24 protein-coding genes are annotated in these 23,282 nt (G+C 36.3%); 12 read left to right on the top strand and 12 right to left on the bottom strand.

Annotated elements, in window-relative coordinates; all coding sequences use genetic code 11:
- Nucleotides 1-4: 4 nt before the first annotated feature.
- From atpH to atpB, 4 genes are all read right to left on the bottom strand, one after another.
- Nucleotides 5-544, bottom strand: a complete 540-nt coding sequence (gene atpH, locus PMI13_RS13700; protein WP_007844730.1) for an ATP synthase F1 subunit delta — start codon at nucleotides 542-544, stop codon at nucleotides 5-7.
- Nucleotides 545-546: 2 nt separating this feature from the next.
- Nucleotides 547-1,041 carry a F0F1 ATP synthase subunit B gene (locus tag PMI13_RS13695; RefSeq protein WP_007844728.1) on the bottom strand — a complete coding sequence of 165 codons (495 nt, stop codon included), beginning with the start codon at nucleotides 1,039-1,041 and terminating at the stop codon, nucleotides 547-549.
- Between the two features lie 100 nt (nucleotides 1,042-1,141).
- Nucleotides 1,142-1,360, bottom strand: coding sequence for an ATP synthase F0 subunit C (locus tag PMI13_RS13690; protein WP_007844726.1), 219 nt, complete (start codon nucleotides 1,358-1,360; stop codon nucleotides 1,142-1,144).
- Between the two features lie 49 nt (nucleotides 1,361-1,409).
- Entirely contained in the window at nucleotides 1,410-2,540 is a 1,131-nt protein-coding gene (atpB, locus tag PMI13_RS13685; RefSeq protein WP_007844724.1) for a F0F1 ATP synthase subunit A, read from the bottom strand.
- Between the two features lie 469 nt (nucleotides 2,541-3,009).
- Here atpB and ffh point away from each other — a divergent pair, with 469 nt between their 5' ends.
- Nucleotides 3,010-4,371 carry a signal recognition particle protein gene (gene ffh / locus PMI13_RS13675; protein ID WP_007844720.1) on the top strand — a complete coding sequence of 454 codons (1,362 nt, stop codon included), beginning with the start codon at nucleotides 3,010-3,012 and terminating at the stop codon, nucleotides 4,369-4,371.
- Between the two features lie 78 nt (nucleotides 4,372-4,449).
- Here the strand turns inward: ffh and PMI13_RS13670 are convergent, their stop codons facing one another.
- The 4 genes from PMI13_RS13670 to PMI13_RS13655 all read right to left on the bottom strand — a co-directional run bounded on the left by PMI13_RS13670 (nucleotide 4,450) and on the right by PMI13_RS13655 (nucleotide 7,775).
- On the bottom strand, nucleotides 4,450-5,085 hold the full coding sequence (locus tag PMI13_RS13670) for an OmpW family outer membrane protein (protein WP_007844719.1): 636 nt from the start codon (nucleotides 5,083-5,085) through the stop codon (nucleotides 4,450-4,452).
- A 239-nt stretch (nucleotides 5,086-5,324) separates the two neighbouring features.
- Complete coding sequence (locus PMI13_RS13665) at nucleotides 5,325-5,930, bottom strand: outer membrane beta-barrel protein (protein ID WP_007844717.1); 606 nt, start codon at nucleotides 5,928-5,930, stop codon at nucleotides 5,325-5,327.
- 210 nt (nucleotides 5,931-6,140) lie between these two features.
- Complete coding sequence (locus PMI13_RS13660) at nucleotides 6,141-6,638, bottom strand: hypothetical protein (protein WP_007844715.1); 498 nt, start codon at nucleotides 6,636-6,638, stop codon at nucleotides 6,141-6,143.
- A gap of 180 nt (nucleotides 6,639-6,818) precedes the next feature.
- Nucleotides 6,819-7,775 carry a PhoH family protein gene (locus PMI13_RS13655; protein WP_007844714.1) on the bottom strand — a complete coding sequence of 319 codons (957 nt, stop codon included), beginning with the start codon at nucleotides 7,773-7,775 and terminating at the stop codon, nucleotides 6,819-6,821.
- A 131-nt stretch (nucleotides 7,776-7,906) separates the two neighbouring features.
- Here PMI13_RS13655 and PMI13_RS13650 point away from each other — a divergent pair, with 131 nt between their 5' ends.
- The 8 genes from PMI13_RS13650 (at nucleotide 7,907) to PMI13_RS13615 (ending at nucleotide 15,392) form a co-directional block, all read left to right on the top strand.
- Nucleotides 7,907-8,734 carry an SAM hydrolase/SAM-dependent halogenase family protein gene (locus PMI13_RS13650; protein ID WP_007844713.1) on the top strand — a complete coding sequence of 276 codons (828 nt, stop codon included), beginning with the start codon at nucleotides 7,907-7,909 and terminating at the stop codon, nucleotides 8,732-8,734.
- Nucleotides 8,735-8,797: 63 nt separating this feature from the next.
- Entirely contained in the window at nucleotides 8,798-10,102 is a 1,305-nt protein-coding gene (locus PMI13_RS13645; RefSeq protein ID WP_007844712.1) for a dihydrolipoamide acetyltransferase family protein, read from the top strand.
- 181 nt (nucleotides 10,103-10,283) lie between these two features.
- Nucleotides 10,284-10,907, top strand: coding sequence for a hypothetical protein (locus PMI13_RS13640; RefSeq protein ID WP_007844711.1), 624 nt, complete (start codon nucleotides 10,284-10,286; stop codon nucleotides 10,905-10,907).
- Between the two features lie 42 nt (nucleotides 10,908-10,949).
- Nucleotides 10,950-12,317 carry a chloride channel protein gene (locus PMI13_RS13635; RefSeq protein ID WP_007844710.1) on the top strand — a complete coding sequence of 456 codons (1,368 nt, stop codon included), beginning with the start codon at nucleotides 10,950-10,952 and terminating at the stop codon, nucleotides 12,315-12,317.
- Nucleotides 12,318-12,442: 125 nt separating this feature from the next.
- Nucleotides 12,443-12,784 carry a 30S ribosomal protein S6 gene (gene rpsF, locus PMI13_RS13630; RefSeq protein WP_007844709.1) on the top strand — a complete coding sequence of 114 codons (342 nt, stop codon included), beginning with the start codon at nucleotides 12,443-12,445 and terminating at the stop codon, nucleotides 12,782-12,784.
- Between the two features lie 31 nt (nucleotides 12,785-12,815).
- Complete coding sequence (gene rpsR / locus PMI13_RS13625) at nucleotides 12,816-13,118, top strand: 30S ribosomal protein S18 (RefSeq protein ID WP_007844708.1); 303 nt, start codon at nucleotides 12,816-12,818, stop codon at nucleotides 13,116-13,118.
- A 164-nt stretch (nucleotides 13,119-13,282) separates the two neighbouring features.
- The gene (gene rplI, locus PMI13_RS13620) at nucleotides 13,283-13,789 is read left to right on the top strand and encodes a 50S ribosomal protein L9 (RefSeq protein ID WP_007844706.1); all 507 of its coding nucleotides are present in this window, start codon (nucleotides 13,283-13,285) and stop codon (nucleotides 13,787-13,789) included.
- Between the two features lie 241 nt (nucleotides 13,790-14,030).
- Nucleotides 14,031-15,392, top strand: a complete 1,362-nt coding sequence (locus tag PMI13_RS13615) for an aldehyde dehydrogenase (RefSeq protein WP_007844704.1) — start codon at nucleotides 14,031-14,033, stop codon at nucleotides 15,390-15,392.
- A gap of 31 nt (nucleotides 15,393-15,423) precedes the next feature.
- Here the strand turns inward: PMI13_RS13615 and PMI13_RS13610 are convergent, their stop codons facing one another.
- Complete coding sequence (locus PMI13_RS13610; protein ID WP_007844703.1) at nucleotides 15,424-15,996, bottom strand: thioredoxin family protein; 573 nt, start codon at nucleotides 15,994-15,996, stop codon at nucleotides 15,424-15,426.
- A gap of 79 nt (nucleotides 15,997-16,075) precedes the next feature.
- On the opposite strand from PMI13_RS13610, the gene PMI13_RS13605 reads away from it, so the two are divergent.
- The 3 genes from PMI13_RS13605 to PMI13_RS13595 all read left to right on the top strand — a co-directional run bounded on the left by PMI13_RS13605 (nucleotide 16,076) and on the right by PMI13_RS13595 (nucleotide 18,605).
- Entirely contained in the window at nucleotides 16,076-16,963 is an 888-nt protein-coding gene (locus PMI13_RS13605; RefSeq protein ID WP_007844701.1) for a lysophospholipid acyltransferase family protein, read from the top strand.
- Between the two features lie 4 nt (nucleotides 16,964-16,967).
- Nucleotides 16,968-17,948, top strand: coding sequence for a glycosyltransferase family 2 protein (locus PMI13_RS13600; protein WP_007844700.1), 981 nt, complete (start codon nucleotides 16,968-16,970; stop codon nucleotides 17,946-17,948).
- A gap of 102 nt (nucleotides 17,949-18,050) precedes the next feature.
- The gene (locus PMI13_RS13595; protein WP_007844699.1) at nucleotides 18,051-18,605 is read left to right on the top strand and encodes a 3'-5' exonuclease; all 555 of its coding nucleotides are present in this window, start codon (nucleotides 18,051-18,053) and stop codon (nucleotides 18,603-18,605) included.
- Nucleotides 18,606-18,656: 51 nt separating this feature from the next.
- Here PMI13_RS13595 and apaG read toward each other — a convergent pair whose 3' ends face one another.
- From apaG to PMI13_RS13580, 3 genes are all read right to left on the bottom strand, one after another.
- Nucleotides 18,657-19,046: a Co2+/Mg2+ efflux protein ApaG gene (gene apaG / locus PMI13_RS13590; RefSeq protein ID WP_007844698.1), complete on the bottom strand. Its 390-nt coding sequence runs from the start codon at nucleotides 19,044-19,046 to the stop codon at nucleotides 18,657-18,659.
- An 80-nt stretch (nucleotides 19,047-19,126) separates the two neighbouring features.
- The gene (gene odhB, locus PMI13_RS13585; RefSeq protein WP_007844697.1) at nucleotides 19,127-20,389 is read right to left on the bottom strand and encodes a 2-oxoglutarate dehydrogenase complex dihydrolipoyllysine-residue succinyltransferase; all 1,263 of its coding nucleotides are present in this window, start codon (nucleotides 20,387-20,389) and stop codon (nucleotides 19,127-19,129) included.
- 40 nt (nucleotides 20,390-20,429) lie between these two features.
- A complete protein-coding gene (locus PMI13_RS13580; RefSeq protein ID WP_007844696.1) occupies nucleotides 20,430-23,246 on the bottom strand; it encodes a 2-oxoglutarate dehydrogenase E1 component in 2,817 nt (938 codons plus the stop codon).
- Nucleotides 23,247-23,282 lie beyond the last annotated feature (36 nt).

Here is a 23,282-nt window from a genome sequence, read left to right as displayed (position 1 = left end):
TTTCTTAATTTAATTGAAAATCTTTTTTAACCTGATTAAGTTTACTTTTCACAGATGCATCTACCTGCTGGTCTCCTACTCTTAAGATGTATCCTCCTAAAATAGCGGGGTTTACATTTACTTTCAAATCGAAGTTTGAGTTACCGTTTACCAGGTTTGTAGATTTCAGGATCTCTTCAATATTTGAATTTGAAAGCTGTGTCGCTGTTGTAAGAGTTATTCTCTGTACCCCGTTGATGTCTTCTACTTTATTGATAAATTCCTGAGCAATATTTCTCAGCTGGTTTTCACGGCCCTGCTTGATCACCAAAGTGATTAAATTCTGAGAAGAAACCGATAAACCTTTAAAAATCTCTTTTGCTACTTCTATTTTCTTTTTAGAATCGATATAAGGTGTAAGGAAGAATTTATTTAAATCTTTCGATTCAGCCATTATCTTTACCACATCTTTCATTTCAGAAAATACAGTAGCTGTTTGTCCGGATTCATTTGTAAAATCCAGTAAACCTTGTGCGTATCTTTTAGCTACTTTAGATGTAAGCATTCTTAGTTAAGATTAGATTTGTTTAAATAATTTTGAACCAACTCGTTCTGAGCTTCGTTGTTTTCTAATTTTTGCTTTAGAATAGATTCTGCAATATTTACAGATAAAGCACCGATTTGAGTTTTAATATCTGCCATTGCAGCATTTTTCTCAGATTCGATGGTTTGTTTTGCAGATTCGATTAATTTGTCTGCTTCTGTTTTAGCAACGTCTTTAGCCTCTCCTACGATTCTGTCTTTAATTTCTCTTGCTTCTTTCAGAATAGCATCTCTTTCGATTTTAGCTTCACGAATGATTCTTTCGTTGTCAGCTTTAAGATCTTCCATTTCTTTTTTAGCCAATTTAGCTTGATTCAATGCATCAACGATAGAAGTTTCTCTGTCATTCACTGCATTTACAATTGGTTTCCAAGCGAATTTTGCTAAAAGAAACAACAGGATAACAAAAGTAAGCGTCATCCAAAACAAAAGTCCAATTCCAGGTTCAATAATTCCCATATCTGTAAATTCTTTTTTTAAGGTGTAATTTTATGGATTGTTTTAAAATTCTTAGCAGCAGCCAACCGCTTCACTGCTAAGAATGTTTTTTTGAGGATAATTACTTGATGAAAGCACCAAAGATGATCGCGATAAGACCAGCACCTTCAATAAGACCAGCAGCAATAAGCATAGCTCCTTGAATCTTACCAGCTTGTTCTGGTTGTCTAGCGATAGCATCCATTGCATGACCACCGATTTTACCAATACCAAGACCTACTCCTAATACTGCTAATCCGATACCTACGTAAATTAATCCTGCTCCAGTTGATAAATCCATAATAAATAAATATTTAGTTAAAAATTATTTTAAAGTTTAGTTTCAGCTCTTAGTGAGCGTGCTCTTCATGGTGACCATGCTCATGCTCGTGCTCTGCTACAGCGATACCGATAAACAATGCTGATAATACGGTAAAGATATAAGCCTGTAATGCAGCTACCAATAATTCCAATACGGAAACGAATAACGCTAATGGTACCGATGCAAATCCCAAGAACGGAGATTTAAAGATAAAGATCAAAGATATAATAGCTAAGATCATAATGTGTCCTGCAGTAATATTAGCGAAAAGTCGCATCATCAAGGCGAACGGTTTTGTAAAGATCCCGATAATCTCGATTGGAACCATAATCGGGTACAATAAGATCGGAACCGGCGGCATAAAGATGTGTTTCCAGTAATCTTTATTCGCACTGAATAATGTAATTAATAAGGTAATGATTGCTAAAACAGCAGTAATCGCAATGTTTCCGGTAAGGTTTGACCCTCCTGGAAAGAAAGGAATCAATCCGAAAAGGTTGTTAAACCAGATGAAGAAGAATGCCGTTAAAAGATAAGGCATATATCTCTTATATTTTACAGACCCAATATTTGGGATCGCCACTTCGTCTCTAATGAATACAATGACAGGTTCCATTACTTTACCAATTCCTTTCGGAAGCTGAGATTTTTTATACCCTCTTGCCATTCCAATGAAAACAATTAGCATAAAGATCACAGATAAAAACATTGATGCTGCATTTTTAGTGATTGAAAGATCAAAGAAAACTTTGTCAGATTTTTGTTTTCCACTGATCATTGAAAATAAAGTTGCTTTTTCAATTCCTTTTGTAGAAACTACCTGTCCTTCTTCTAAAGTATATCCTTCATGCTCATGACCGTGAGCCATCTCGCTTGAAAGGAAAGTGTGCCATCCTGTATTATCCTTAATAATTACAGGAAGAGGAACAGAAACGTGATGTTCTTCACCGTTCTCATCTTTTGTAGTCCATAAATGCCATTCGTTGGAATCACCAATGTGTTCCATGATCATTTTGGTAGCATTGAAGCTCTCTCCTGCCTCTGTGTGCTCTACTTTTTCAGCAGACTTCTCACCCTCAGATTCGTGTTGTGCAGTAGCTAAACCGCTAATAAACACAAACAAAAATGCGAAAAATAATGAAGAAATTTTTCTGTTCATATCTCTTTTTTAATCGTGTGCAAATATATCGATTTTATTAAACTTTACCAATATTAAAAATTGATTTTTATCATCAAAAAAATCAGGATTTGTTAATCTGTTTTATTATAGCTGTATAGATGAATAATGATGCCACAACAAAGCATATCACAATAAAGAGAAAATTTTCTTTTGTTTTATCAATGATCATCAGAGAAATAACAAGCCATACAATATCTTTAGCAATATTTACTGTAAGAAATTTCATCCCCGCATCCGGTTTCATATATAAATATCTTTTGAATATCATATACACAATACAATTAAAGATAACGAGTAATAAAACAATGATACAACTATCTGTGAAATTCATTTTGCAAAAATAAAATTATAATCCGGAAAGAAAACAAATCTCAACATCTTATACATCATATGTAATATATATTATTAAAAATTGCGTATTTTTGCAGACCTATAATTTACAATACATATGTTTAATAGTTTACAGGATAAATTAGACAAAGCGCTTCATAATATTTCCGGACGTGGAAAAATTACGGAAATCAATGTTGCAGAAACCGTAAAAGAAATTCGTAGAGCATTAGTAGATGCCGATGTTAACTATAAAGTAGCAAAAGACCTTACTAAAAGAGTTCAGGATAAAGCTTTGGGACAGAATGTTCTTACCTCGCTTACCCCGGGACAATTGATGACTAAAATTGTTCATGATGAATTAGTAGATTTAATGGGAGGTTCCCAGGAAGGAATCAGTCTTTCGGGGAAACCGTCCGTCATTCTTATTGCAGGTCTTCAGGGTTCCGGTAAGACTACATTTTCCGGGAAACTTGCCAATTATTTAAAAACCAAAAGAAATAAAAAACCTCTACTGGTTGCGTGTGACGTTTACCGTCCTGCAGCGATTGACCAGCTAAAAGTTTTAGGTGGTCAGATCGGTGTTCCTGTTTTTACTGAAGAAGGCTCTACAAACCCTTCCACTATTGCTGAAAATGCAATTAATTTTGCTAAACAAAACAACCACGACGTTGTCATCGTTGATACAGCAGGCCGTTTGGCAATTGATGAGCAGATGATGAACGAGATTAAATCGGTACATTATTTCATTAAGCCTGATGAAACCTTATTCGTTGTAGACTCCATGACAGGTCAGGATGCTGTAAACACGGCAAAAGCTTTCAACGAAGCTTTAAACTTTGACGGTGTTGTTCTTACGAAATTAGATGGTGATACAAGAGGGGGTGCTGCTTTAACAATCCGTTCCGTTGTGGAAAAACCGATCAAATTTATCTCTACAGGGGAAAAAATGGAAGCTTTGGATCTTTTCTACCCTGAAAGGATGGCTGACAGGATCCTGGGAATGGGAGACGTTGTTTCCTTAGTAGAAAGGGCTCAGGAGCAATTTGACGAAGAAGAAGCCAAAAAGCTTCACAAAAAAATCGCTAAAAATGAATTCGGTTTTGATGATTTCCTGAAGCAGATCAACCAGATCAAGAAAATGGGTAATATGAAAGACCTGATGGGCATGATTCCTGGAGTTGGAAAAGCGATCAAAGATGTAGAGATCAGTGATGATGCCTTTAAGCATATTGAAGCAATCATTTATTCGATGACACCGGACGAAAGAAGAAGACCTTCCATTATCAATACTCAGAGAAAGCAAAGAATTGCCAGAGGAGCAGGAAGAAAAATTGAAGATGTAAACCAGCTGATGAAGCAGTTTGAGCAGATGGGTAAAATGATGAAGATGATGCAGGGACCTCAGGGAAAACAGATGATGCAGATGATGAGCAAAATGCCGAATATGCCAGGAATGGGCGGAATGTTCGGAAAATAAAAAGACAATATTTTTATTATAATAAATAAACCCGACTCAAAAGAGTTGGGTTTATTATTTTTAATCTGAATTAACTGATTATTTATCAGATTTCTGTGCTTTTGATTTGATGAAATAAGAAAAACCTACATTTACCCCGAAAGTCTTAACATTCGTTTTTACATCGGTATTCATATACGTTTCTTTATTGGAGAACTGGTCATAAGAAACTCCTAAATTAACCCCTAATGACTGAGTCGCCATATAAGTTACCCCTCCTTTTACTTTCCATGCCAAGCCGTCTGTAGTTGTTTCATCAGAAGTTGAAACACCCATAAAATCACCGTTTCCTTTGTTTTTAACAGAAGCATAACCAATTCCTGCACCCAAGTAAGGAACAAATTTACTGTCATTCGCAAAATAGTAAGTACCGGTAGGCATCACAGAGAAGCTTGTAGTGGTAGCTTTTAAGCCTTCAAATTTTGTAGTTGCAGTAGTGAACCCAAGATCAATCCCAACCGCTAGTTTGTCGATTACAAAATACCCTACAGATGGAGTTACTGAAAATGTATTCACTTTAGGCCCGTCTACAGACTCTCCTCCTGCTTTAACTGTCGTGCTTACATTGTTAAAACCTAAAGTTGTGTTTCCACTGATTACCCAGTCTCCCTTAGTCATTTGAGCATTTGATAATCCGAAAAGTGCAACTGCACCAGCTAGTAATAATTTTTTCATAGTTATAAAAATTTTTAATTCTATATAAACAGCTCCATCAGATTCATTTTATAAGTACCTGATAAAACTTACAGCCGGCAAATTTAACTTAAATTTATTATTAATGATACATTTAATTACAAATAATACAGTAATAAAGCCAATTTTACTTGAGCCGGAATAAAGAATTTTCCCTGACATTAAAAATAAAAAAATTCCTGGGATCGGACCCAGGAATTTAATTTTATATGCTTCGTTTATTATTTTGCAAAAACATACTTAACACCGAATGTAACTGAAGATAAGTTTAATCCGAAGTTATAGTTGTCAGTGCTTTTATCAAGATCTTTATACTTGAAGTTGTTGTAACCGAATTCACCGATTGTAGCTTCGATAGACCAGTTTTTGCTTAAGAAATAATCCAGACCTGGTTTAACATTAACACCGATTGAAGTGAATTTGTTCTCAGAAGAAGCATTTACAGCATCTGCTTCTACTTTATCCTTACCAAATGCCATTGGAACTTCTAACTGACCGAAGAAATATAATTTTTCTCCGATAGTCCAGTATTTTCTAACGAAAGGAGCTACTACAAAAGCGTCAGTAGTTGTTTTAACTTTTGAATCTAATAAAGTTACAGTTTTAGATCCGTTAACGTAACCTACACCTAAACCTACAGCTAAGTTAGTTCCAACAAAATATCCTACAGTAGGAACGATTTTGAAGTCTTCTGTTTTAGCATCAGTATTGTTATCTTGAGTTGAAGTATAGTTTACTTGTCCTGACAAATAAGTAGTTCCTTTTGCAATCTGAGCATTAGATAAACCAAAAAGTGCAATAGCACTCGCTAATAATAATTTTTTCATTTTAAAAAATTTTAATACTTTCTGAGAGCAAATTTACACCTGCCCCATCTAATATTAAAATTTGTTAATGTGATTAATATCATCTAAAAATATTGGTTATTTCTAACATAAATTACACTAAACGTTTGTTTATATTTTATTATCAACATTTTAACAAAAAAAACTCCAATTATGCAATTGGAGTCGAAAAATATTCATTTTCTAATATCTTTACTTAAGGAAGAAATTATATCCTATATTCACTGCACCCACTGACCAGTTAGCTGTATACCATCCCCAATCACGCTTATTGCTGATAGACTGGTATCCAATATACAATTCACCTTTAGACATTTGGTATCCAAACTTAGGATAGGCATAAAAACCGCCGTCTACCCCATCTTTCGTAGAAATTCCGTACCCAAGATCCAGCCCTACAAAAATAGGAGCTCCTGAAAATCTGTATTTTCCTGAAACCGCTACCGGAATGAATCCGAAATCGTCAAAATTATCTTCACCGAAGAAGTGAGAATACCCTGAAGCAACCCCTAAATCAAGGCCTTTCGTAATATTCCACATATAAGCAGCATCAATACCTAAAGTAAATGATGAAGCGTCACTTGCATCTGCTACGGGAATACCAATGTGCCCACCTAGCTTAAAACCTTCCTGAGCCTGAACAGCTCCTCCCAAAAGTGCAAAAGCACCTAATAATAATAGTTTTTTCATTTTAATAATTTTATACTTTTCTACTCAAAATTACTAATTATTTTCCTCATCTGAACCAAATTCAGGCATGACATTCTCCATAATAAGCAAAGAACGAAACAAGCAAAGCTGTTTCGTTCTTTATATTATTTAGATAAGAACTGATAGCGCTTAATCCTAAATCCTAATCCCCGTACTTATTTAATCTCTTAATCTTTTCTCCTCATCATTGTAAGCCAATATAATTTTCCTTACAACAGGGTGTCTCACAACATCCTCTTCCGTAAGATGTACAAATCCAATTTCGTTAACACCATGCAGAATTCTCATAGCTTCTTTTAATCCGGATTGCTGTTTCGGAGGTAAATCTACCTGGCTTGGATCTCCGGTAATAATGAATTTAGCATTCATTCCCATCCTGGTTAAAAACATTTTCATCTGAGAATGGGTTGTATTTTGAGCTTCATCCAGAATCACAAACGCATCATCAAGCGTTCTTCCTCTCATAAAAGCCAACGGAGCCACCTCAATTACTTTTTTCTCGATAAAGCCTTCCAGTTTCTCATGCGGAATCATATCACGGAGCGCATCATATAAAGGTTGTAAATAAGGATCCAGCTTCTCCTTAAGATCACCCGGAAGAAATCCTAAGCTCTCCCCCGCTTCAACAGCCGGCCTTGTCAGGATAATTCTTTTAACCTCCTTATCCCGCAAAGCTCTTGCTGCCAAGGCCACGCTCGTATAAGTTTTACCTGTTCCGGCAGGCCCGATGGCAAAAACCATATCCTTTTTCTCTGTTTCTTTTACCAGCTTTTTAAGATTGGTAGTCTTAGCTTTAATAACCTTTCCGTTTACTCCTTTTACAATAATATCCTGGTCAAAAATCAATTGTTTCTCGTTTTCGTCTTTGATATTGAGAATATTTTCAACGTCTTTCAGCTCAATAGAATTATTTTTCGAAATAAAGCTTACAATATCATTCAGCTTTTGTTTAAGTATATCCAGAGTTTCCTGATTTCCTTTTGCAAGAATATAGTGATCTCTTCCTGTAATTTTAAGGGTCGGAAAGCTTGATTTTATCAGATTGAAATATTGGTTATTAACGCCATAGAAGATTTTTGCATCAATATCTTCCAAATCATATGTTAATTCAAACATGCAAATACATTTTATTTAGATTTTAAATTTAAAGTTTTTTTTCAAATTAATGTCAAATTCTTATCCACAATATTTAGGGCTTTCTTTTTATTTTAGATAAATTTGCAGTTCTATCATTCTATAAATTACCAATGCCAATTATTACCCTTACTTCGGATTTCGGAAATTTAGATTACAGAGCTTCGGCTGTGAAAGGCAAAATTCTTTCCTTGAATCCTGAGGTTAATATTATTGATATTACTCATGATATTCAGGCCTACAATCTTATTCAGACCTCATATATTGTAAGAAATGCTTATAAACATTTTCCTAAAGGAACCATTCACATTCTGTCTGTAGACAGCTTTTTTCACAAATCAAGAAAAAACATTCTCTATAAAGCAGACGGATCCTATTTTCTGGCAGCAGACAACGGTTTATTAAGCCTTATTTTCTTTGATATCAAACCTGAGGCAATTTATGAGATCACCCTGAACAACAGGTTTGATGATGTGGTAAGCTTTACTTCAACAGATGTTTTCGTGCCGGCAGCAGTGCATCTGGCGAATGGCGGGCTTCCGGAAGTTATCGGAAGAAAAGTAAAATCTGTGAAACAACTTTTGTTTCCGAAACCGGTGCATAATGAAGCTGAAAAAATGATTATTGGCGAAGTCATGTATATTGATAATTTCGGAAATATAATTTCAAATATCCATAAAGAATTTTTTGAAAACACAGGTAAAGGATATGAAAATTTCACGATTAAGTTCAGAAATTTAAGCCTTTCAAAGATATTTTCCAGCCATACGGAAGTGGTTTCAAATTGGGAAAGAGAAACTGAATTTCATGGCCAGTCGGCAGCCATTTTCAATGATAGTCAGCTCTTGGAACTTACCATCTACAAAGGGAGCAAAAAAAACGGAGCAAAAACTTTATTCGGTTTGAATGTTGGCGAGAATATTTACATTGAATTTTCTTAAAATTATACATTTCATAAAAAAACCGATTTTTTTTATATATTTGTCAAAATCTAAAAAATAAAAATGGCAGAGTACAAATTATTGCTTCCTTCCATGGGAGAAGGCGTTATGGAAGCTACTATTATCACTTGGTTATTCAATGAGGGTGATACGGTAAAAGAAGATGATTCCGTAGTAGAAATCGCAACGGATAAGGTTGATTCAGATGTTCCAACACCGGTTTCGGGGAAAATTGTGAAAATCTTAAAGCAAAAAGATGAAGTTGCCAAAGTAGGTGAAGCCATTGCTATTTTAGAAATTGAAGGAGAAGGCGGAAACACTGTTTCAGAAGAAATTAAAACTGAAACTCCGGAACCTGATACCGAGACTTTAAAAACGATCGAAGAGCCATTAAAGGTTTCTGCACCATCCAATGTGGAATTCTCAGGAGACCTTTATTTATCTCCCCTTGTAAAATCAATCGCACAACAGGAAAATATTTCTGAAACCGAACTGAAATCTATTAAAGGAAGCGGTTTGGAAGGAAGAATTACCAAAGAAGATATTTTAGCATATGTAACCAACAGAGGAAGCCAGCCTCAGGCAGCACCTGTTCAAGCTGCTTCTACTCCACAGCCGGCTGTTACTTCTGCACCAGCGGCTACAGTTCCTGTTGCTGCAGGTGATGAGATCATTCCGATGGACAGAATGAGAAAGCTCATCGCAGAAAATATGGTTAAAGCAAAGCAGATTGCTCCACATGTTACTTCCTTCATCGAAACTGACGTTACCAACGTTGTAAAATGGAGAAATAAGCATAAAGATATCTTTGAAAAACGTGAAGGTGAGAAATTAACTTTTATGCCGATCTTCGTAAAAGCTGTTGTGAAAGCAATCCAGGATTACCCGATGATTAATGTTTCTATCAATGGAGATAACATCATTAAAAAGAAAAATATCAACATCGGTATGGCCACTGCTTTACCGGATGGAAACCTTATCGTTCCCGTAATCAAAAATGCTGATCAGCTATCTCTTTCAGGACTTGCAAAAGCAATCAATGATCTTGCTTACAGAGCCAGAAACAAAAAATTAAAACCTGAAGATACTCAGGGAGCTACATACACCATTTCCAATGTGGGAAGCTTCGGAAACCTAATGGGAACACCAATTATTCCTCAGCCACAGGTTGCTATTTTAGCGATCGGAGCTATCGTTAAAAAGCCGGCAGTTCTTGAAACTAAAGACGGTGATGTGATTGCCATCAGAAATTTAATGTTTATGTCTCACTCTTATGATCACAGAGTAGTTGACGGATCTCTGGGCGGAATGATGCTGAAGCATGTTCATGATTATCTTCAGAATTGGGATCTGAACACAGAAATATAAGTAATGGCGATTTGCCTGATGCTTAATTATAGATGATAAGTGATGAATGATGAGCGATGAATAATAATAAATAGTTTTACCGCTTGTCATAAAAATATAAAGCCTTCGATTGTATCGGAGGTTTTTTATTGTTGGAATTAGAATTAATAATTTTACCTTTAAAACAAACTATTTTGCACAAATGAATATTAATTTAAGAGATATAAATTATGTCAAATTATTTAGATTTACTGAAACTCAAAAGGAACAGATTTTCAAGATCTATGATAAGCTCTGTGAGAAATATAACGTTTCGGTAATTGACATTAAAGATTCTCCTTTATTTCGATTCCAGCCCATTGTGGAAAACGAGAATTTCACTCCTGAAATTTGTTATGTAATCGAAAATAAAAACCAATCCTCATTTTATCTTTATATTGTAATCAGAACGATTAAACATACACAAAAACACGGTAGCCATATAGAAGAGATCTTAGAAATCTGGGGAATGAAAAAGCTGGATGAAAGCTATGGTGACCTCACTATCAGAAAAGAAACTTTTGCTGACAAAATCGCAAATGTTTTTGGAAATTTTGATATCAGTTTTAAGGACGATAAGAAATTTAATGATACTTTTTCTATTTTAACGGGAAACGAATCAAGAGCAAGATTGTTTTTAAATCCGTCAAGAAGACAACTTATAAAATCTTTTGTTGACGAGGATTTCGAATTGGAACTTAAAAGCAATATCTTAAGTTTTGGCTTACCCAAAAAGCTTACCGTTAAAAGAGCTTTAATGATTTCAAAATTTTTAGAAAAAATATAAATCCCACAGTTTTAACGTATTTTTATATTTCAAAATTAACAAATGCTGAAAATTTTTATTCTCCTCCGAAAAGGCTTAAAAAAATCTTTTGACAATATCCGTAATGAACAGCTGAAGTACAACCTGCTTCAGGCTATCCCTTTTTGGATCGGGTCAGTGATCACCGGATTTTTTGCGGTGATGTATGCTAAAATATTTGCCTGGGGAGAAAACCTCTTAAATTTTATTCTTGATTGGCATGCATGGATGATTTTTATTGTCGCTCCGATTGGTTTCGTCCTTTCATGGTGGCTGGTAAAAGAATTTGCACCTAATGCCAAAGGAAGCGGAATTCCGCAGGTAATGGCAGCCGTAGAGCTCGCTAATCCTAAAGAGCATAAGAAAATAAGAAGTCTGCTAAGTCTTAAGATTATTGTCTTTAAAATCATTTCATCCGTCATTCTTGTCATTGGTGGTGGAGCTGTCGGTCGTGAAGGGCCAACCATACAGATTGCAGGATCAATTTTCCGGAAAGTCAATGAATATCTTCCGGAATGGTGGCCTAAAATTTCCAAAAAAAATATGATCATGACAGGAGCTGCTGCCGGGCTTGCTGCCGCATTCAATACGCCTCTGGGCGGAATTGTATTTGCTGTTGAAGAACTTTCAAAAACCCATATCAATTATTTTAAAACGGCTTTGTTTACAGCTGTTATTATTGCAGGTTTAACCGCTCAGACATTGGCAGGATCTTATCTTTATTTAGGCTATCCGAAAACCAATGATGTGTCTTTAATGGTGATGTTCCCTATTATTTTAGTAGCAGGTATTGCCGGAATTTTAGCCAGTCAGCTGTCTGTAAGCATGCTTAAAATGAATGAATGGAAAAAGAAAAAACTCACTACAGACAGGGCTAATATCATATTTCTGATTATTTGTTCGCTTTTCATAGCCTCTGTAGCCTATTTCATCAGCCGGGAAATCCTGGGCTCCGGTAAAGAAATCATGGAACGCGTACTTTTTACTAAAGACAAACATGAGGACTGGTATATTCCTATCCTCAGAATGGTAGGTCCTGCCCTTTCATTCACTTCCGGTGGTGCCGGGGGAATATTTGCCCCTGCATTGACTGCCGGAGCCAGTATTGGTTCTGTAATTTCAGGTGCTATTCATTTAACCCAAAATGAAACCAATGTAGTCGTTTTAGCCGGAATGGTAGCTTTTCTTACAGGAATCACAAGAGCCCCGTTTACATCAGCCATTATTGTTCTGGAAATGACTGACAGACATTCACTGATTTTCCATCTGATGCTGGCAGGAATGGTTTCTTCCATCGCCTCAATCCTGGTAAGCCGGCATTCATTGTATGATGTGATTAAAGTGAATTTTCTGAAAGAGATCAGAAGTGAAGAGGATCATCTGAAAACTTAAGAACAGTATTGATGGTATTTAATTTATAACTCATAACTCTCAACAAATCTTCAACATCTATTGCATACTTAAAATACTTTCATTAATTTTGCACCTCGAAATAATTAACAAATTTATTTAACATTATGAACAATTACGAAACTGTTTTCATTTTAACTCCCGTTCTATCTGACGCTCAGGTGGAGGAAGCAGTGAAAAAATTTGAAGATCTTTTAAAAGAAAAGAACTGCGAAATCGTTGCTAAAGAAAACTGGGGATTAAAAAAATTAGCTTATCCGATCCAATTAAAAAAGAACGGATTCTACACTTTAATCGAGTTTAAAGGAGAAGGAACTATCGTTGCTGATTTAGAATTAGCATTCAAACGTGACGAAAGAGTAATCCGTTACCTTACGACAAAACTTGATAAGCATGCTATTGATTATGCTATCACAAGAAGATCTAAAGTAAAAGCAGCTAGAGCTTAATTATTAACCCAATTTTTTAAAACGACAAGACATGGCAATAGATGAAATGGCTAAACAAGCCTCAGCTGGAGGAGAATCAGAAGTAAAATTCTTAACTCCACTTGATATCAATACAAAATCTGAAAAGAAATATTGTAGATTCAAAAAATTCGGAATTAAGCACGTTGATTACAAAGATGCTGATTTCTTATTACAATTCGTGAACGAGCAGGGTAAAATTTTACCAAGAAGATACACAGGAACTTCTTTAAAATACCAAAGAAAAGTTTCTGCTGCAATCAAAAGAGCAAGACACCTTGCTTTAATGCCGTACGTAGCTGACTTATTAAAATAAGACAAAAAATAAATAAAAGGAGAGGGTTTACCTTCTTCTTTTGTTGCTGAATAAATAATTAATTCTAACTTGATTTTAGATAAAGATCTCAGACTTTCAGGTAATAACATTCTCTGAATACTACTGGTTTTTAAACTCTAAACTCTAAAAAAAGGACAACAACAATGGACATTATCCTAAAAAAAGACGTAGAAAATTTAGGTCTTGAATTCGACACAGTAAGCGTAAAACCTGGTTATGCAAGAAACTTCTTAATTCCTCAAGGAATTGCTCTTTTAGCTACCCCTAAAAATAAAGCAGCTTTAGAAGCTACTTTAGAGGCTAGAAAAGAAGAAGAAGCTAAATTAGTTGCAGCTGCCAATGCTGTAGTAGATCAATTAAAGAAAACGACGATCTCTATTCCTGCTAAAGTAGGATCAGGTGATAAATTATTCGGATCTATCAACAATGCAGATCTTTCTGCAGCTCTTGCTAAAGCAGGTGTTGAAGTAGAGAAAAAATATATCAAAATTCCTGGTAACACCATCAAGAGAACAGGTAAAGTAACTGCTGTAATCAGATTACACAGAAATGTTGAATACAACTTTGAATTCGACATCGTATCTGACGCACCGGCTGTAGCTCCTGCTGCTCCTGCAAAAAAGGAAGAAGCTAAATCTGAAGAAGCTTAAGAGAGATATTTTCTCAAACCATATAACCACTTCTAATTGAAGTGGTTTTTTTTGATCTTTAAACTGCCATCTCAAAGGCAAAATTTGATTCTGAAAAATATTTAAAACTACCCCGTCTTTTTGCGTTACAAAAATCCACTCCTTCAGGGAAGGGGAATTCAGTACTATTCATCCAATGTTTTGGGCAATAAACATGTGATTTAGGCAAAAGATTTGCTGTATTTTCTGAAATTTAATTTTTATGAATATCCAGGAAATTCTGTTCAGACAGAAAGATTTTTTCAAAACACAAAAAACAAAGAACCTTAAGTTCCGAAAAATGTACCTTGAAAAGCTGAGAGATCTTATTATCGAAAATCAGAGCTTATTAAATGAAGCCATTTATAAAGATTTCGGTAAATCTGAATTCGATACGTTCACAACTGAGATTTCCTTTATTTTAAATGATATCAGGTATTATCTGAATCATTTAAAAGCCCTTGCAAAACCTAAGAAAGTAAGAACCAATCTTGCCAGTCAGATCGGAAAGAGTAAGATTTACCCTGAACCTTTGGGATGTGTATTGGTAATCGGTGCCTGGAATTATCCTTATCAGTTATCCCTTTCGCCAATGATCGCTGCATTGGCTGCAGGAAACTGCTGTATTGTAAAGCCCAGTGAAATTGCAGAAAATACAATGAAAATAATATCAAAACTCATCAATGAAAATTTCCCACCGGAATATATGTATGTTTTTGAAGGCGGAATTGATGAAACAACTGAGCTTTTACAACTGAGGTTTGATAAAATATTTTTCACGGGAAGCACAAAGGTGGGTAAAATTGTATATCAGGCTGCCGCACAAAACCTTACCCCCGTTACATTGGAATTGGGCGGAAAATCTCCTGCTATAGTTACAAAAGATGCCAATCTGGATATCGCTGCCAAACGAATTGTCTGGGGAAAATTCCTGAATGCAGGCCAGACCTGTGTGGCTCCTGATTATATATTGGTCGAAGAATCGGTTCAGGAACAGTTTTTAGAGACCCTCAGAAAATATATCAGGGAATTTAAATACGAACCGGATTCCAAAAACTACACACGGATTATCAATCAAAAGAATTTTCAACGGCTTATAAAGCTTATTGATAAGAATAAAATTTATTTCGGGGGGAACTTTGATCAGGAACAATTATACATTGAGCCAACAGTTCTTACACGGGTCAATTGGGATAATGATGTGATGCAGGAAGAAATTTTCGGTCCAATCCTGCCTGTGATTTCATTCTCCGGCTTTAATCATACTTTAAATAGTCTGCTGGAACTTGAAAAACCGCTTTCCGCTTATCTGTTCACTAATAATTCCGAAGAAAAAGAAGCTTTTATCCAAAAACTTTCTTTTGGCGGCGGATGCATTAATGATGTTGTGATGCATCTGGGAAATGAAAATCTTCCTTTTGGTGGTATCGGAAATTCAGGAACCGGAAATTATCACGGGAAATTCGGCTTTGAAACTTTTTCACATCAGAAACCTGTTTTAGAAAAAACAACATGGGGAGAACCGAATGTAAAATATCCACCCTATTCTGAGAAAAAATTGAATTGGATTAAAAGATTTCTATAAAAAAATAAACCGGGAAATTCCCGGTTTTAATTTACGATTTTGGCGTCCAGCTGTTGAAAAATTCTTTTACTTTTTCTTTGCTGTATCCCTTACCTTCTTCAAGCACATCACTTTGCTGAATGTGAATCATTTTGCCATTCTTATCCAACAGGATAAAAACAGGATACCCAAACTTATCACCCGGATTTCCATACTGGGCAAAGATTTTCTCATTTTTATTATCCGGAGAATAATTCAAGTGATAGTACAGATAATTCTGGTCAACAATATCTTTTAATTCAGGAGTTGTCTGTACAAACTGATTGAATCTCAGGCACCAGATACACCAGTTACCTCCGGCCTGAATAAGAATATTTTTATTCTCTTTTTTAGCCTTAGCTATTAATTCATTGATATCTTTTTGTGCGTCCGCTTTAGGATCGTAAGGTTTAGGCAATTTAGCCTTTTCCTCAGCAGCTTTCTTCTTCGCCTCCAATTCAGCAGCATCGGTTTTTACAAGCAATGCCTTATCTCCCGAGTTTTTATCTTCGGGAGCTTTTTTCACTTCTTGTGAAAAAACAACCATTCCCAGTGCCAGGAAAGCTAAAATTGATAATTTTTTCATACTATAAAATTAAAAAAATATTAGTTATCCATTACAAAAATGAAACCATATTTTTTTTATCACTAAATTTGCCTGTTTTATGAATTTCCTGATCAAAATACTATACCTGATTTCTAAGCTTCCGCTCAAAATATTATATATTTTTTCGGATATTATTTTCTTTTTGAATTATTATATTGTCGGCTACAGAAAAAATGTAATTACACAAAACCTACGCAACTCATTTCCTGAAAAACCTGATGAGGAGATCAGGGCAATTACCAAAAAATTCTATCTCAATTTCTCGGATTATCTTGTGGAAACTGTAAAATCTTTCAGTATTTCCGAAACGGAATCAAGGGTAAGAATGCAGCACATTAACCAGGAGCTGTTTCATGAAGCCAAAAAAGAAGGCAAAAACATCATTTTACTGGCAGGCCATGTTTTTAACTGGGAATGGATCAATGCTTTGGCAAAAGTTATCCCTCAGGAACACTGTCATCCGGTGTACAGAAAAGTAAACAGTGAGTTCTGGGAAAACCAGATGAAAAAAGTGCGGAATAAATTCGGGAATGAAGCATTGGAAGCTAATGAAGTAATCCTTAATATCTTCAGAAATAAAAACAACGGGAATTCTGCTTATATGTTTGTTGCAGACCAGACGCCACATATTTCACATGTAAATTACGGATTGGAATTTCTTAATCAGAGGACTCCGGTCTTTATTGGCTATGACAAACTTGCTACCCGTATGGATCTGGCTTTTATTTATTGCGAAATGAAAAAAGTAAAGCGTGGCTTTTACCAGGTCAATTATCACAGGATTTATCCGGATGGAGAAAAATTTGAGGAAAATGAAGTGGTGAAAAAATTCCATAAATTATTGGAAAATACTTTACACAAGCACCCGGACAATTATCTTTGGTCACACAGGAAATGGAAATATCAGGATTCCATTAAATCATACGGTTCAGAAAAAAATAGATGATTCCATGTCAAAAAAATTAGCAGTCGTCATATTAAACTGGAATGGTAAAAGCTGGCTTGAGAAGTTCCTTCCCAATATAGTCCGTTTTTCTCAGAATGCGGATGTTTACGTTATTGACAACCTTTCTACTGATGACTCTATAGAATACCTGACTACTCACTTTCCGTCAGTGAAAACGGTGAGAAATGATAAAAACTACGGTTTTGCAGGAGGATATAATGAAGGTTTAAAACATATCGGGGCTGAATATTACTGTCTTTTAAACTCTGATGTTGAAGTAACGGAAAACTGGATAGAACCGGTTTTGAATTTATTTGAAAAAAATCCAGAAATTTCAGCAATCCAGCCTAAAATATTGTCTTACCATAACCCGAAGTTCTTTGAATTTGCAGGAGCCGGTGGCGGTTTGATTGACAATCTGGGATATCCATATTGCAGAGGCCGTGTGTTTGATGATCTTGAAGAAGACAATGGGCAGTATGATGATGAGACAGAAATCTTCTGGGCTTCGGGATGTTGCTTTTTTATCCGCTCAAAAGATTTTTGGGAGCAAAATGGTTTTGACGAAAGATTTTTTGCCCATCAGGAAGAAATAGATCTATGCTGGAGATTGATCAATACAGGAAAAAAGATTTATTATACTGGAAAATCCACGGTATATCATGTAGGTGGCGGAACTTTAAATAAGCAAAGTGCTCAAAAAACATATTTAAACATCCGGAATAACCTTTCGATGATGCTGAAAAACCTTCCTTTTCCACAACTGATCTGGCTTATCTTTTCCAGGCTTTGTTTAGATGGTGTGGCAGGAATTTATTTCGGACTAAAAAACGGCTTTCCGCACCTTTGGGCAGTTGTGAGGGCACACTTTGGTTTTTATGCCCAGCTTCCGGAAACCTGGAAACTTCGTCAAACACATCAGATAAATCTGTTCTACCAATCGGAATGGCTTATTTTCAGGCATTTTTTAGGAAGAAAGAATTAGGATGTAGGGATTAGGAAATAAGTGGTATTCCTTAAATTGAATAAGCCCTTTTATTAAACTTTAAACTCATAATTCATAACTCATAATTTATAACTCAAAAAAATGGATTTCTGCGCAATAGATTTCGAAACGGCTACCAATGCCAGAAGCTCAGCTTGTGAAGTTGGGGTTTGTGTTGTACAGGATTCTGTGATTGTGGAAACCAAAACCTGGCTGATCAAACCTCCCAGTTTTCCTTTTTTCAGTCAGTATAATATCGATGTTCATGGTATTTTACCCGAAGATGTAAAGGATGCTCCTACCTTTGATGAGATCTGGTATGAAATAGAGAATATGATGTACGGAACCTTAATGATTGCCCATAACGCCAGCTTTGATGCCGGGGTTTTAAGGGGATGCCTTGACCATTATGGAATGTTTACCCCGAAAATTGATTATCTGTGCAGCATTCAACTGGCTAAAAAATCATGGAATTATCTTCCCAAATACGGATTAAAGCATCTGGCTGAATATCATCAGATCAAATTCAACCATCACCGGGCCGGTGACGATGCAGAAGTATGCGCCAAAATTTCTTTGCTGGCTTTTGAAAAATTATTTCTCAGCAGCAATGAAGAAATTTCGGATGTCATGAAACTAAAGATTAAAAAGCTTTAGAAAATTAATCAGGCATCATGAACACCTTGTACATTTTACTTTGTATAATCATTAATTGCTTAACACTTCAGACAACAGGTTGAATTTAGGAATATCAATCTCAAAATTTTCCTGGGTATCCATGTTTTTAACGAGGTATTTTCCGCTCATATTCCCTACTCCTGAACGAAGCATTACATTGGAAAAATAAGCGAAATTTTCGCCTTTCCGGATCTCGGGAGTTAAACCAATTATTCCGTCGCCTATAATTTCAGTGTATCCGAATCCGACGTCAAAAATCAGCCATTTTCTTTTCAACACTTTTATGGGGAAATCACCGTCATTTTCAATCGTGATGTTATATTTAAAAACGTAACGATTTTCTGATGGGTAACTGTTTTTACTATCATATTCAGGAATTACTGAAACTCTGATATTGGAAGTTATTTTTGAGAACATCATCTTAGTATTTTTTAAATATATACAAAAATCTCGCCTTTTATAGGCGAGATTGTATATTTATATTATAATTTTATTAAAACTTATAATCCAAGGCCTTTTCTTTCGTCACCTCCCATTAATACTTCAACAGGGTTATCGATACCTTCTTTTACCGCTACAAGGAATCCTACAGATTCTTTACCGTCGATAATTCTGTGGTCATAAGACATTGCTACGTACATCATTGGCCTGATTACCACCTGTCCGTCCACAGCAACCGGTCTCTGGATAATGTTGTGCATTCCTAAGATCGCAGATTGTGGTGGGTTGATGATCGGTGTAGACATCATAGATCCGAATGTACCGCCGTTTGTAATCGTGAAAGTACCGCCGGTCATTTCATCAACTGTAATTTTACCGTCTCTTACTTTTGTGGCAAGATCTTTAATGTTGGCTTCAATTCCGCTGAAAGACATATTTTCAGCATTTCTCAATACCGGAACCATTAATCCTTTAGGACCTGAAACTGCAATTGAAATATCGCAGAAATCATAGTTTATTTTGAAATCTCCGTCGATCGATGCATTTACATCAGGATACATTTGTAATGCTCTTGTAACCGCTTTTGTAAAGAAAGACATGAAACCAAGTCCAACTCCGTGCTTCTGAGCAAATTCTTCTTTATATTGCTTTCTTAATCTGAAAATTTCAGACATATCAACTTCGTTGAAAGTCGTTAACATGGCTGTTTCGTTCTTTACAGAAACCAATCTCTGAGCAATTTTTCTTCTTAAAACTGAAAGTTTGGTCGTAGTGGTAGATCTTGCACCTGTTGCAGTGAACGGGCTTCCTCCCAATGCAGGAACTGCTGCCAATTCTGCATCTGTTTTAGTAATTCTGCCGTCTCTTCCTGATCCTGAAACCTGGGCTGCCTCAATTCCTTTTTCATCAAGAATTTTCTTAGCTGCAGGAGACGGAGCTCCGGTTGCATAAGTTTGAGTAGCCGCAGCAGCCGGTTGTGCTGCAGGTTTTGGAGCTTCCTGTTTTACAGGTTCGGCAGCTTTGGGAGCCTCTTCTTGTTTAGGAGCTTCAGCAGCAGGGGCAGCCGCACCTTCCGGTCTGGCAGCATCCATATCAATTAAACAAACTACCTGGCCTACTTGTACCACATCACCTTCTTCTGCTTTTAAAGTGATCACACCACTTTGTTCTGCAGGCAATTCAAGAGTTGCTTTGTCTGAGTCTACCTCAGCGATAGGTTGATCTTTTTCTACATAATCACCATCTTTTACAAGCCAAGTTGCAATTTCAACTTCTGTAATTGATTCGCCCGGTGAAGGAACTTTCATTTCTAAAATTGACATATTGAGTATTTTTTATTTTTTAATTGAATATTATTTATAATTAAGCTGTTACAGGTCTTTTTGCAGGAGCATCATCTCTGTCAAAAACTCTGTTGATTACCGCATTCTGGTTTTTCTCAAACATTTTATGACTTCCCGGAGCCGGAGCACCACTTGGTACAGGCGCAATCACCTGGATTCCCGTATCTCTGAAGTTTCTTAAGATGTAAGACCAGGCTCCCATGTTTTCAGGTTCTTCCTGAGCCCACACCAGCTGTTTTCTGTTTTCGTATTTGCTGAAGATCGCTTCGATAGCATCTGCCTGAAGCGGATATAGCTGTTCGAATCTTACCAATGCGATATTTTCACAGTTTAACTCTTCTTTCTTCGCTAATAATTCGAAGTATAATTTACCTGAACAAAGAACTAATTTTTCTATTTTTTTAGGATCTGCAGTAGGATCATCCAAAACCGGCCGGAAACTTCCGTTTGAGAAATCTTCCAGTGGAGAAACCACTTTCGGATGTCTTAATAAAGATTTCGGGCTCATCACAACCAATGGTTTTCTGAACGTCCATTTCAGCTGTCTTCTTAATAGATGGAAATAGTTGGCCGGCGATGTAACATTCGCTACTATCATATTTTCATTGGCACAAAGGGTTAAGAATCTTTCCAGTCTTGCTGAAGAGTGCTCTGCTCCCTGTCCTTCTGAACCGTGAGGTAATAGCATTACCAATCCGTCCTGAATTTTCCATTTTTCTTCTGCTGCAGCCAGATATTGGTCAACAATGATCTGAGCTCCGTTTACGAAATCTCCGAACTGTGCTTCCCAGATGGTTAACGTATTAGGAGAAACCATTGCATATCCGTAATCAAATCCCAAAACCCCGTATTCTGAAAGGTGGGAATTGAATACATCAAATCTGTTTTCTGAAACGTGTCTCAACGGGATATATTCTTCTTCTGTATCTTCTGTTTTCACTACAGCATGTCTGTGGGAGAATGTACCTCTTTCCACATCTTCTCCGGAAATTCTGACGTTGTGCCCTTCAGTAAGCAATGTAGCATACGCCAACCATTCTCCTAAAGCCCAGTCTAATGAATTTCCCTCGATTGCTTTGATACGGTTTTCAAAAAGCCTTGTAATTTTACTGATGAATTTTTTATCAGCCGGAAGTGTTGACATTTTAATCGCCAGCTCTTTCAGCTTCACTGCATCATATTTAGTATCTACCGGCAACTGAACTGCACCTCTCTTTCCGATAGGATAATTCGTCCAGTCTTCCGCCATAAACAGATCCATTACGTTTTTCTCGATTTCTTTGGAAGCATCAAAGTCTTTATCTAAAAGGGCTTTGAAATCTGTTTCCATTTTCTTAAGAATATCGTTGGAAACTACACTGTCGTTGATTAATTTATCTTTATAAATCTCTCTTGGGTTCGGGTGTTTTGAGATCAGCTTATATAGGTTAGGCTGCGTAAATCTTGGCTCATCACCTTCGTTATGACCATATTTTCTATATCCTAATAAATCGATATAAACGTCTTTCCCGAATTTTGCTCTGAAATCAGCAGCAAAGTGAATCGCATGTACTACTGCTTCGGCATCATCAGCATTTACATGCATTACCGGAGATTCCGTAACTTTTGCAATGTCTGTACAATATGTTGAAGATCTCGCATCTGCGTAATTGGTTGTAAATGAAACCTGATTATTGACCACGATATGAACAGTACCTCCCGTTCTGTACCCTTCCAGGGTCATCATCTGGGCAACTTCATAGGCAATACCCTGCCCTGCAATTGCACCGTCACCGTGAATGACAATCGGTAAGATTTTAGAGTAGTCTCCTTTATATTTGTCATCTACTTTTGCACGGCAGATCCCTTCTACTAAGGCAGCTACAGTTTCAAGGTGAGATGGGTTCGGAGTCAGATTGATAGAAACCTCTTCTCCTGAAGCTGTTTGTATTTTTTTGGAAGATCCCAGGTGATATTTAACGTCACCGGAGAATACATCTTCTTCAAATTCTTTTCCTTCAAATTCAGAGAAAATCTGTTTGTAAGACTTTCCGAAAATATTTGACAATACATTCAGCCTTCCTCTGTGAGCCATCCCTAAAACCACTTCATTCACTCCCAATTGTGAAGATCTTGAAATCAGCTGGTCTAAAGCAGGAATTAATGTTTCCCCTCCTTCCAGTGAAAATCTTTTTTGTCCTACAAATTTTGTGTGAAGATAATTTTCAAATGCCACCGCCTGATTCAGCTTCAACAGGATTTCAGTTTTTTCATTTGCAGAAAGGCTTGGATGGTTTTCGTTTACCTGTAGCCATTTCTTGATAAAGTCTTTTTCTTCAACATTGTTGATGTAGGTGTATTCAACACCGATAGAATCACAGTAGATATTTTCCAGGTGAGTGATAAGATCCTTCAAGGTTGCAGGTTCTTTCATTCCTGTTTCTACTGCACAGTTGAACTTTGTATTTAAATCTTCGTTACTGAGACCGAAGTTTTCGATATCTAAAGTCGGCGTATAATGTCTTCTTTCTCTTACCGGGTTTGTTTTTGTAAACAGGTGCCCTCTCGTTCTGTAAGCCTCAATAAGGTTCACTACCTTAAACTCTTTCTTGATATGCTCAGGAACCTCACCGTTTGAAACCGCCTGAGATATTTGCTGTACTGCCGGGGCAGAATTGGCCAGAGCTTGAATATATTGGATGTTGTCATCATCCCCGTAGTTCTCCAAAGCAAAATCGAAACCTTGAAAGAAGGCTTTCCATGATGGTTCTAAGGAGTCCGGGAATTTTAAGTATTGTTGGTATAAATCCTCAATTAACTGAGAATGAGCTGCGTTTAGGAATGAAAATCTGTCCATTATTACAGTTTATCTATTATTAAATTTTGTTTGTAG

Source organism: Chryseobacterium populi (genome assembly GCF_000282115.1).
GTDB lineage: Bacteria > Bacteroidota > Bacteroidia > Flavobacteriales > Weeksellaceae > Chryseobacterium > Chryseobacterium populi.
The sequence above is the reverse complement of the archived record's forward strand: the minus strand, read 5'-3'. Positions and strand labels throughout refer to the sequence as shown.

Excerpts from the sequence above, each read along its gene's own strand:
- atpH (WP_007844730.1), bottom strand. The coding sequence starts at position 544 with ATGCTTACATCTAAAGTAGCTAAAAGATACGCACAAGGTTTACTGGAT.
- PMI13_RS13695 (WP_007844728.1), bottom strand. The coding sequence starts at position 1,041 with ATGGGAATTATTGAACCTGGAATTGGACTTTTGTTTTGGATGACGCTT.
- PMI13_RS13690 (WP_007844726.1), bottom strand. The coding sequence starts at position 1,360 with ATGGATTTATCAACTGGAGCAGGATTAATTTACGTAGGTATCGGATTA.
- atpB (WP_007844724.1), bottom strand. The coding sequence starts at position 2,540 with ATGAACAGAAAAATTTCTTCATTATTTTTCGCATTTTTGTTTGTGTTT.
- ffh (WP_007844720.1), top strand. The coding sequence starts at position 3,010 with ATGTTTAATAGTTTACAGGATAAATTAGACAAAGCGCTTCATAATATT.
- PMI13_RS13670 (WP_007844719.1), bottom strand. The coding sequence starts at position 5,085 with ATGAAAAAATTATTACTAGCTGGTGCAGTTGCACTTTTCGGATTATCA.
- PMI13_RS13665 (WP_007844717.1), bottom strand. The coding sequence starts at position 5,930 with ATGAAAAAATTATTATTAGCGAGTGCTATTGCACTTTTTGGTTTATCT.
- PMI13_RS13660 (WP_007844715.1), bottom strand. The coding sequence starts at position 6,638 with ATGAAAAAACTATTATTATTAGGTGCTTTTGCACTTTTGGGAGGAGCT.
- PMI13_RS13655 (WP_007844714.1), bottom strand. The coding sequence starts at position 7,775 with ATGTTTGAATTAACATATGATTTGGAAGATATTGATGCAAAAATCTTC.
- PMI13_RS13650 (WP_007844713.1), top strand. The coding sequence starts at position 7,907 with ATGCCAATTATTACCCTTACTTCGGATTTCGGAAATTTAGATTACAGA.
- PMI13_RS13645 (WP_007844712.1), top strand. The coding sequence starts at position 8,798 with ATGGCAGAGTACAAATTATTGCTTCCTTCCATGGGAGAAGGCGTTATG.
- PMI13_RS13640 (WP_007844711.1), top strand. The coding sequence starts at position 10,284 with ATGAATATTAATTTAAGAGATATAAATTATGTCAAATTATTTAGATTT.
- PMI13_RS13635 (WP_007844710.1), top strand. The coding sequence starts at position 10,950 with ATGCTGAAAATTTTTATTCTCCTCCGAAAAGGCTTAAAAAAATCTTTT.
- rpsF (WP_007844709.1), top strand. The coding sequence starts at position 12,443 with ATGAACAATTACGAAACTGTTTTCATTTTAACTCCCGTTCTATCTGAC.
- rpsR (WP_007844708.1), top strand. The coding sequence starts at position 12,816 with ATGGCAATAGATGAAATGGCTAAACAAGCCTCAGCTGGAGGAGAATCA.
- rplI (WP_007844706.1), top strand. The coding sequence starts at position 13,283 with ATGGACATTATCCTAAAAAAAGACGTAGAAAATTTAGGTCTTGAATTC.
- PMI13_RS13615 (WP_007844704.1), top strand. The coding sequence starts at position 14,031 with ATGAATATCCAGGAAATTCTGTTCAGACAGAAAGATTTTTTCAAAACA.
- PMI13_RS13610 (WP_007844703.1), bottom strand. The coding sequence starts at position 15,996 with ATGAAAAAATTATCAATTTTAGCTTTCCTGGCACTGGGAATGGTTGTT.
- PMI13_RS13605 (WP_007844701.1), top strand. The coding sequence starts at position 16,076 with ATGAATTTCCTGATCAAAATACTATACCTGATTTCTAAGCTTCCGCTC.
- PMI13_RS13600 (WP_007844700.1), top strand. The coding sequence starts at position 16,968 with ATGTCAAAAAAATTAGCAGTCGTCATATTAAACTGGAATGGTAAAAGC.
- PMI13_RS13595 (WP_007844699.1), top strand. The coding sequence starts at position 18,051 with ATGGATTTCTGCGCAATAGATTTCGAAACGGCTACCAATGCCAGAAGC.
- apaG (WP_007844698.1), bottom strand. The coding sequence starts at position 19,046 with ATGATGTTCTCAAAAATAACTTCCAATATCAGAGTTTCAGTAATTCCT.
- odhB (WP_007844697.1), bottom strand. The coding sequence starts at position 20,389 with ATGTCAATTTTAGAAATGAAAGTTCCTTCACCGGGCGAATCAATTACA.
- PMI13_RS13580 (WP_007844696.1), bottom strand. The coding sequence starts at position 23,246 with ATGGACAGATTTTCATTCCTAAACGCAGCTCATTCTCAGTTAATTGAG.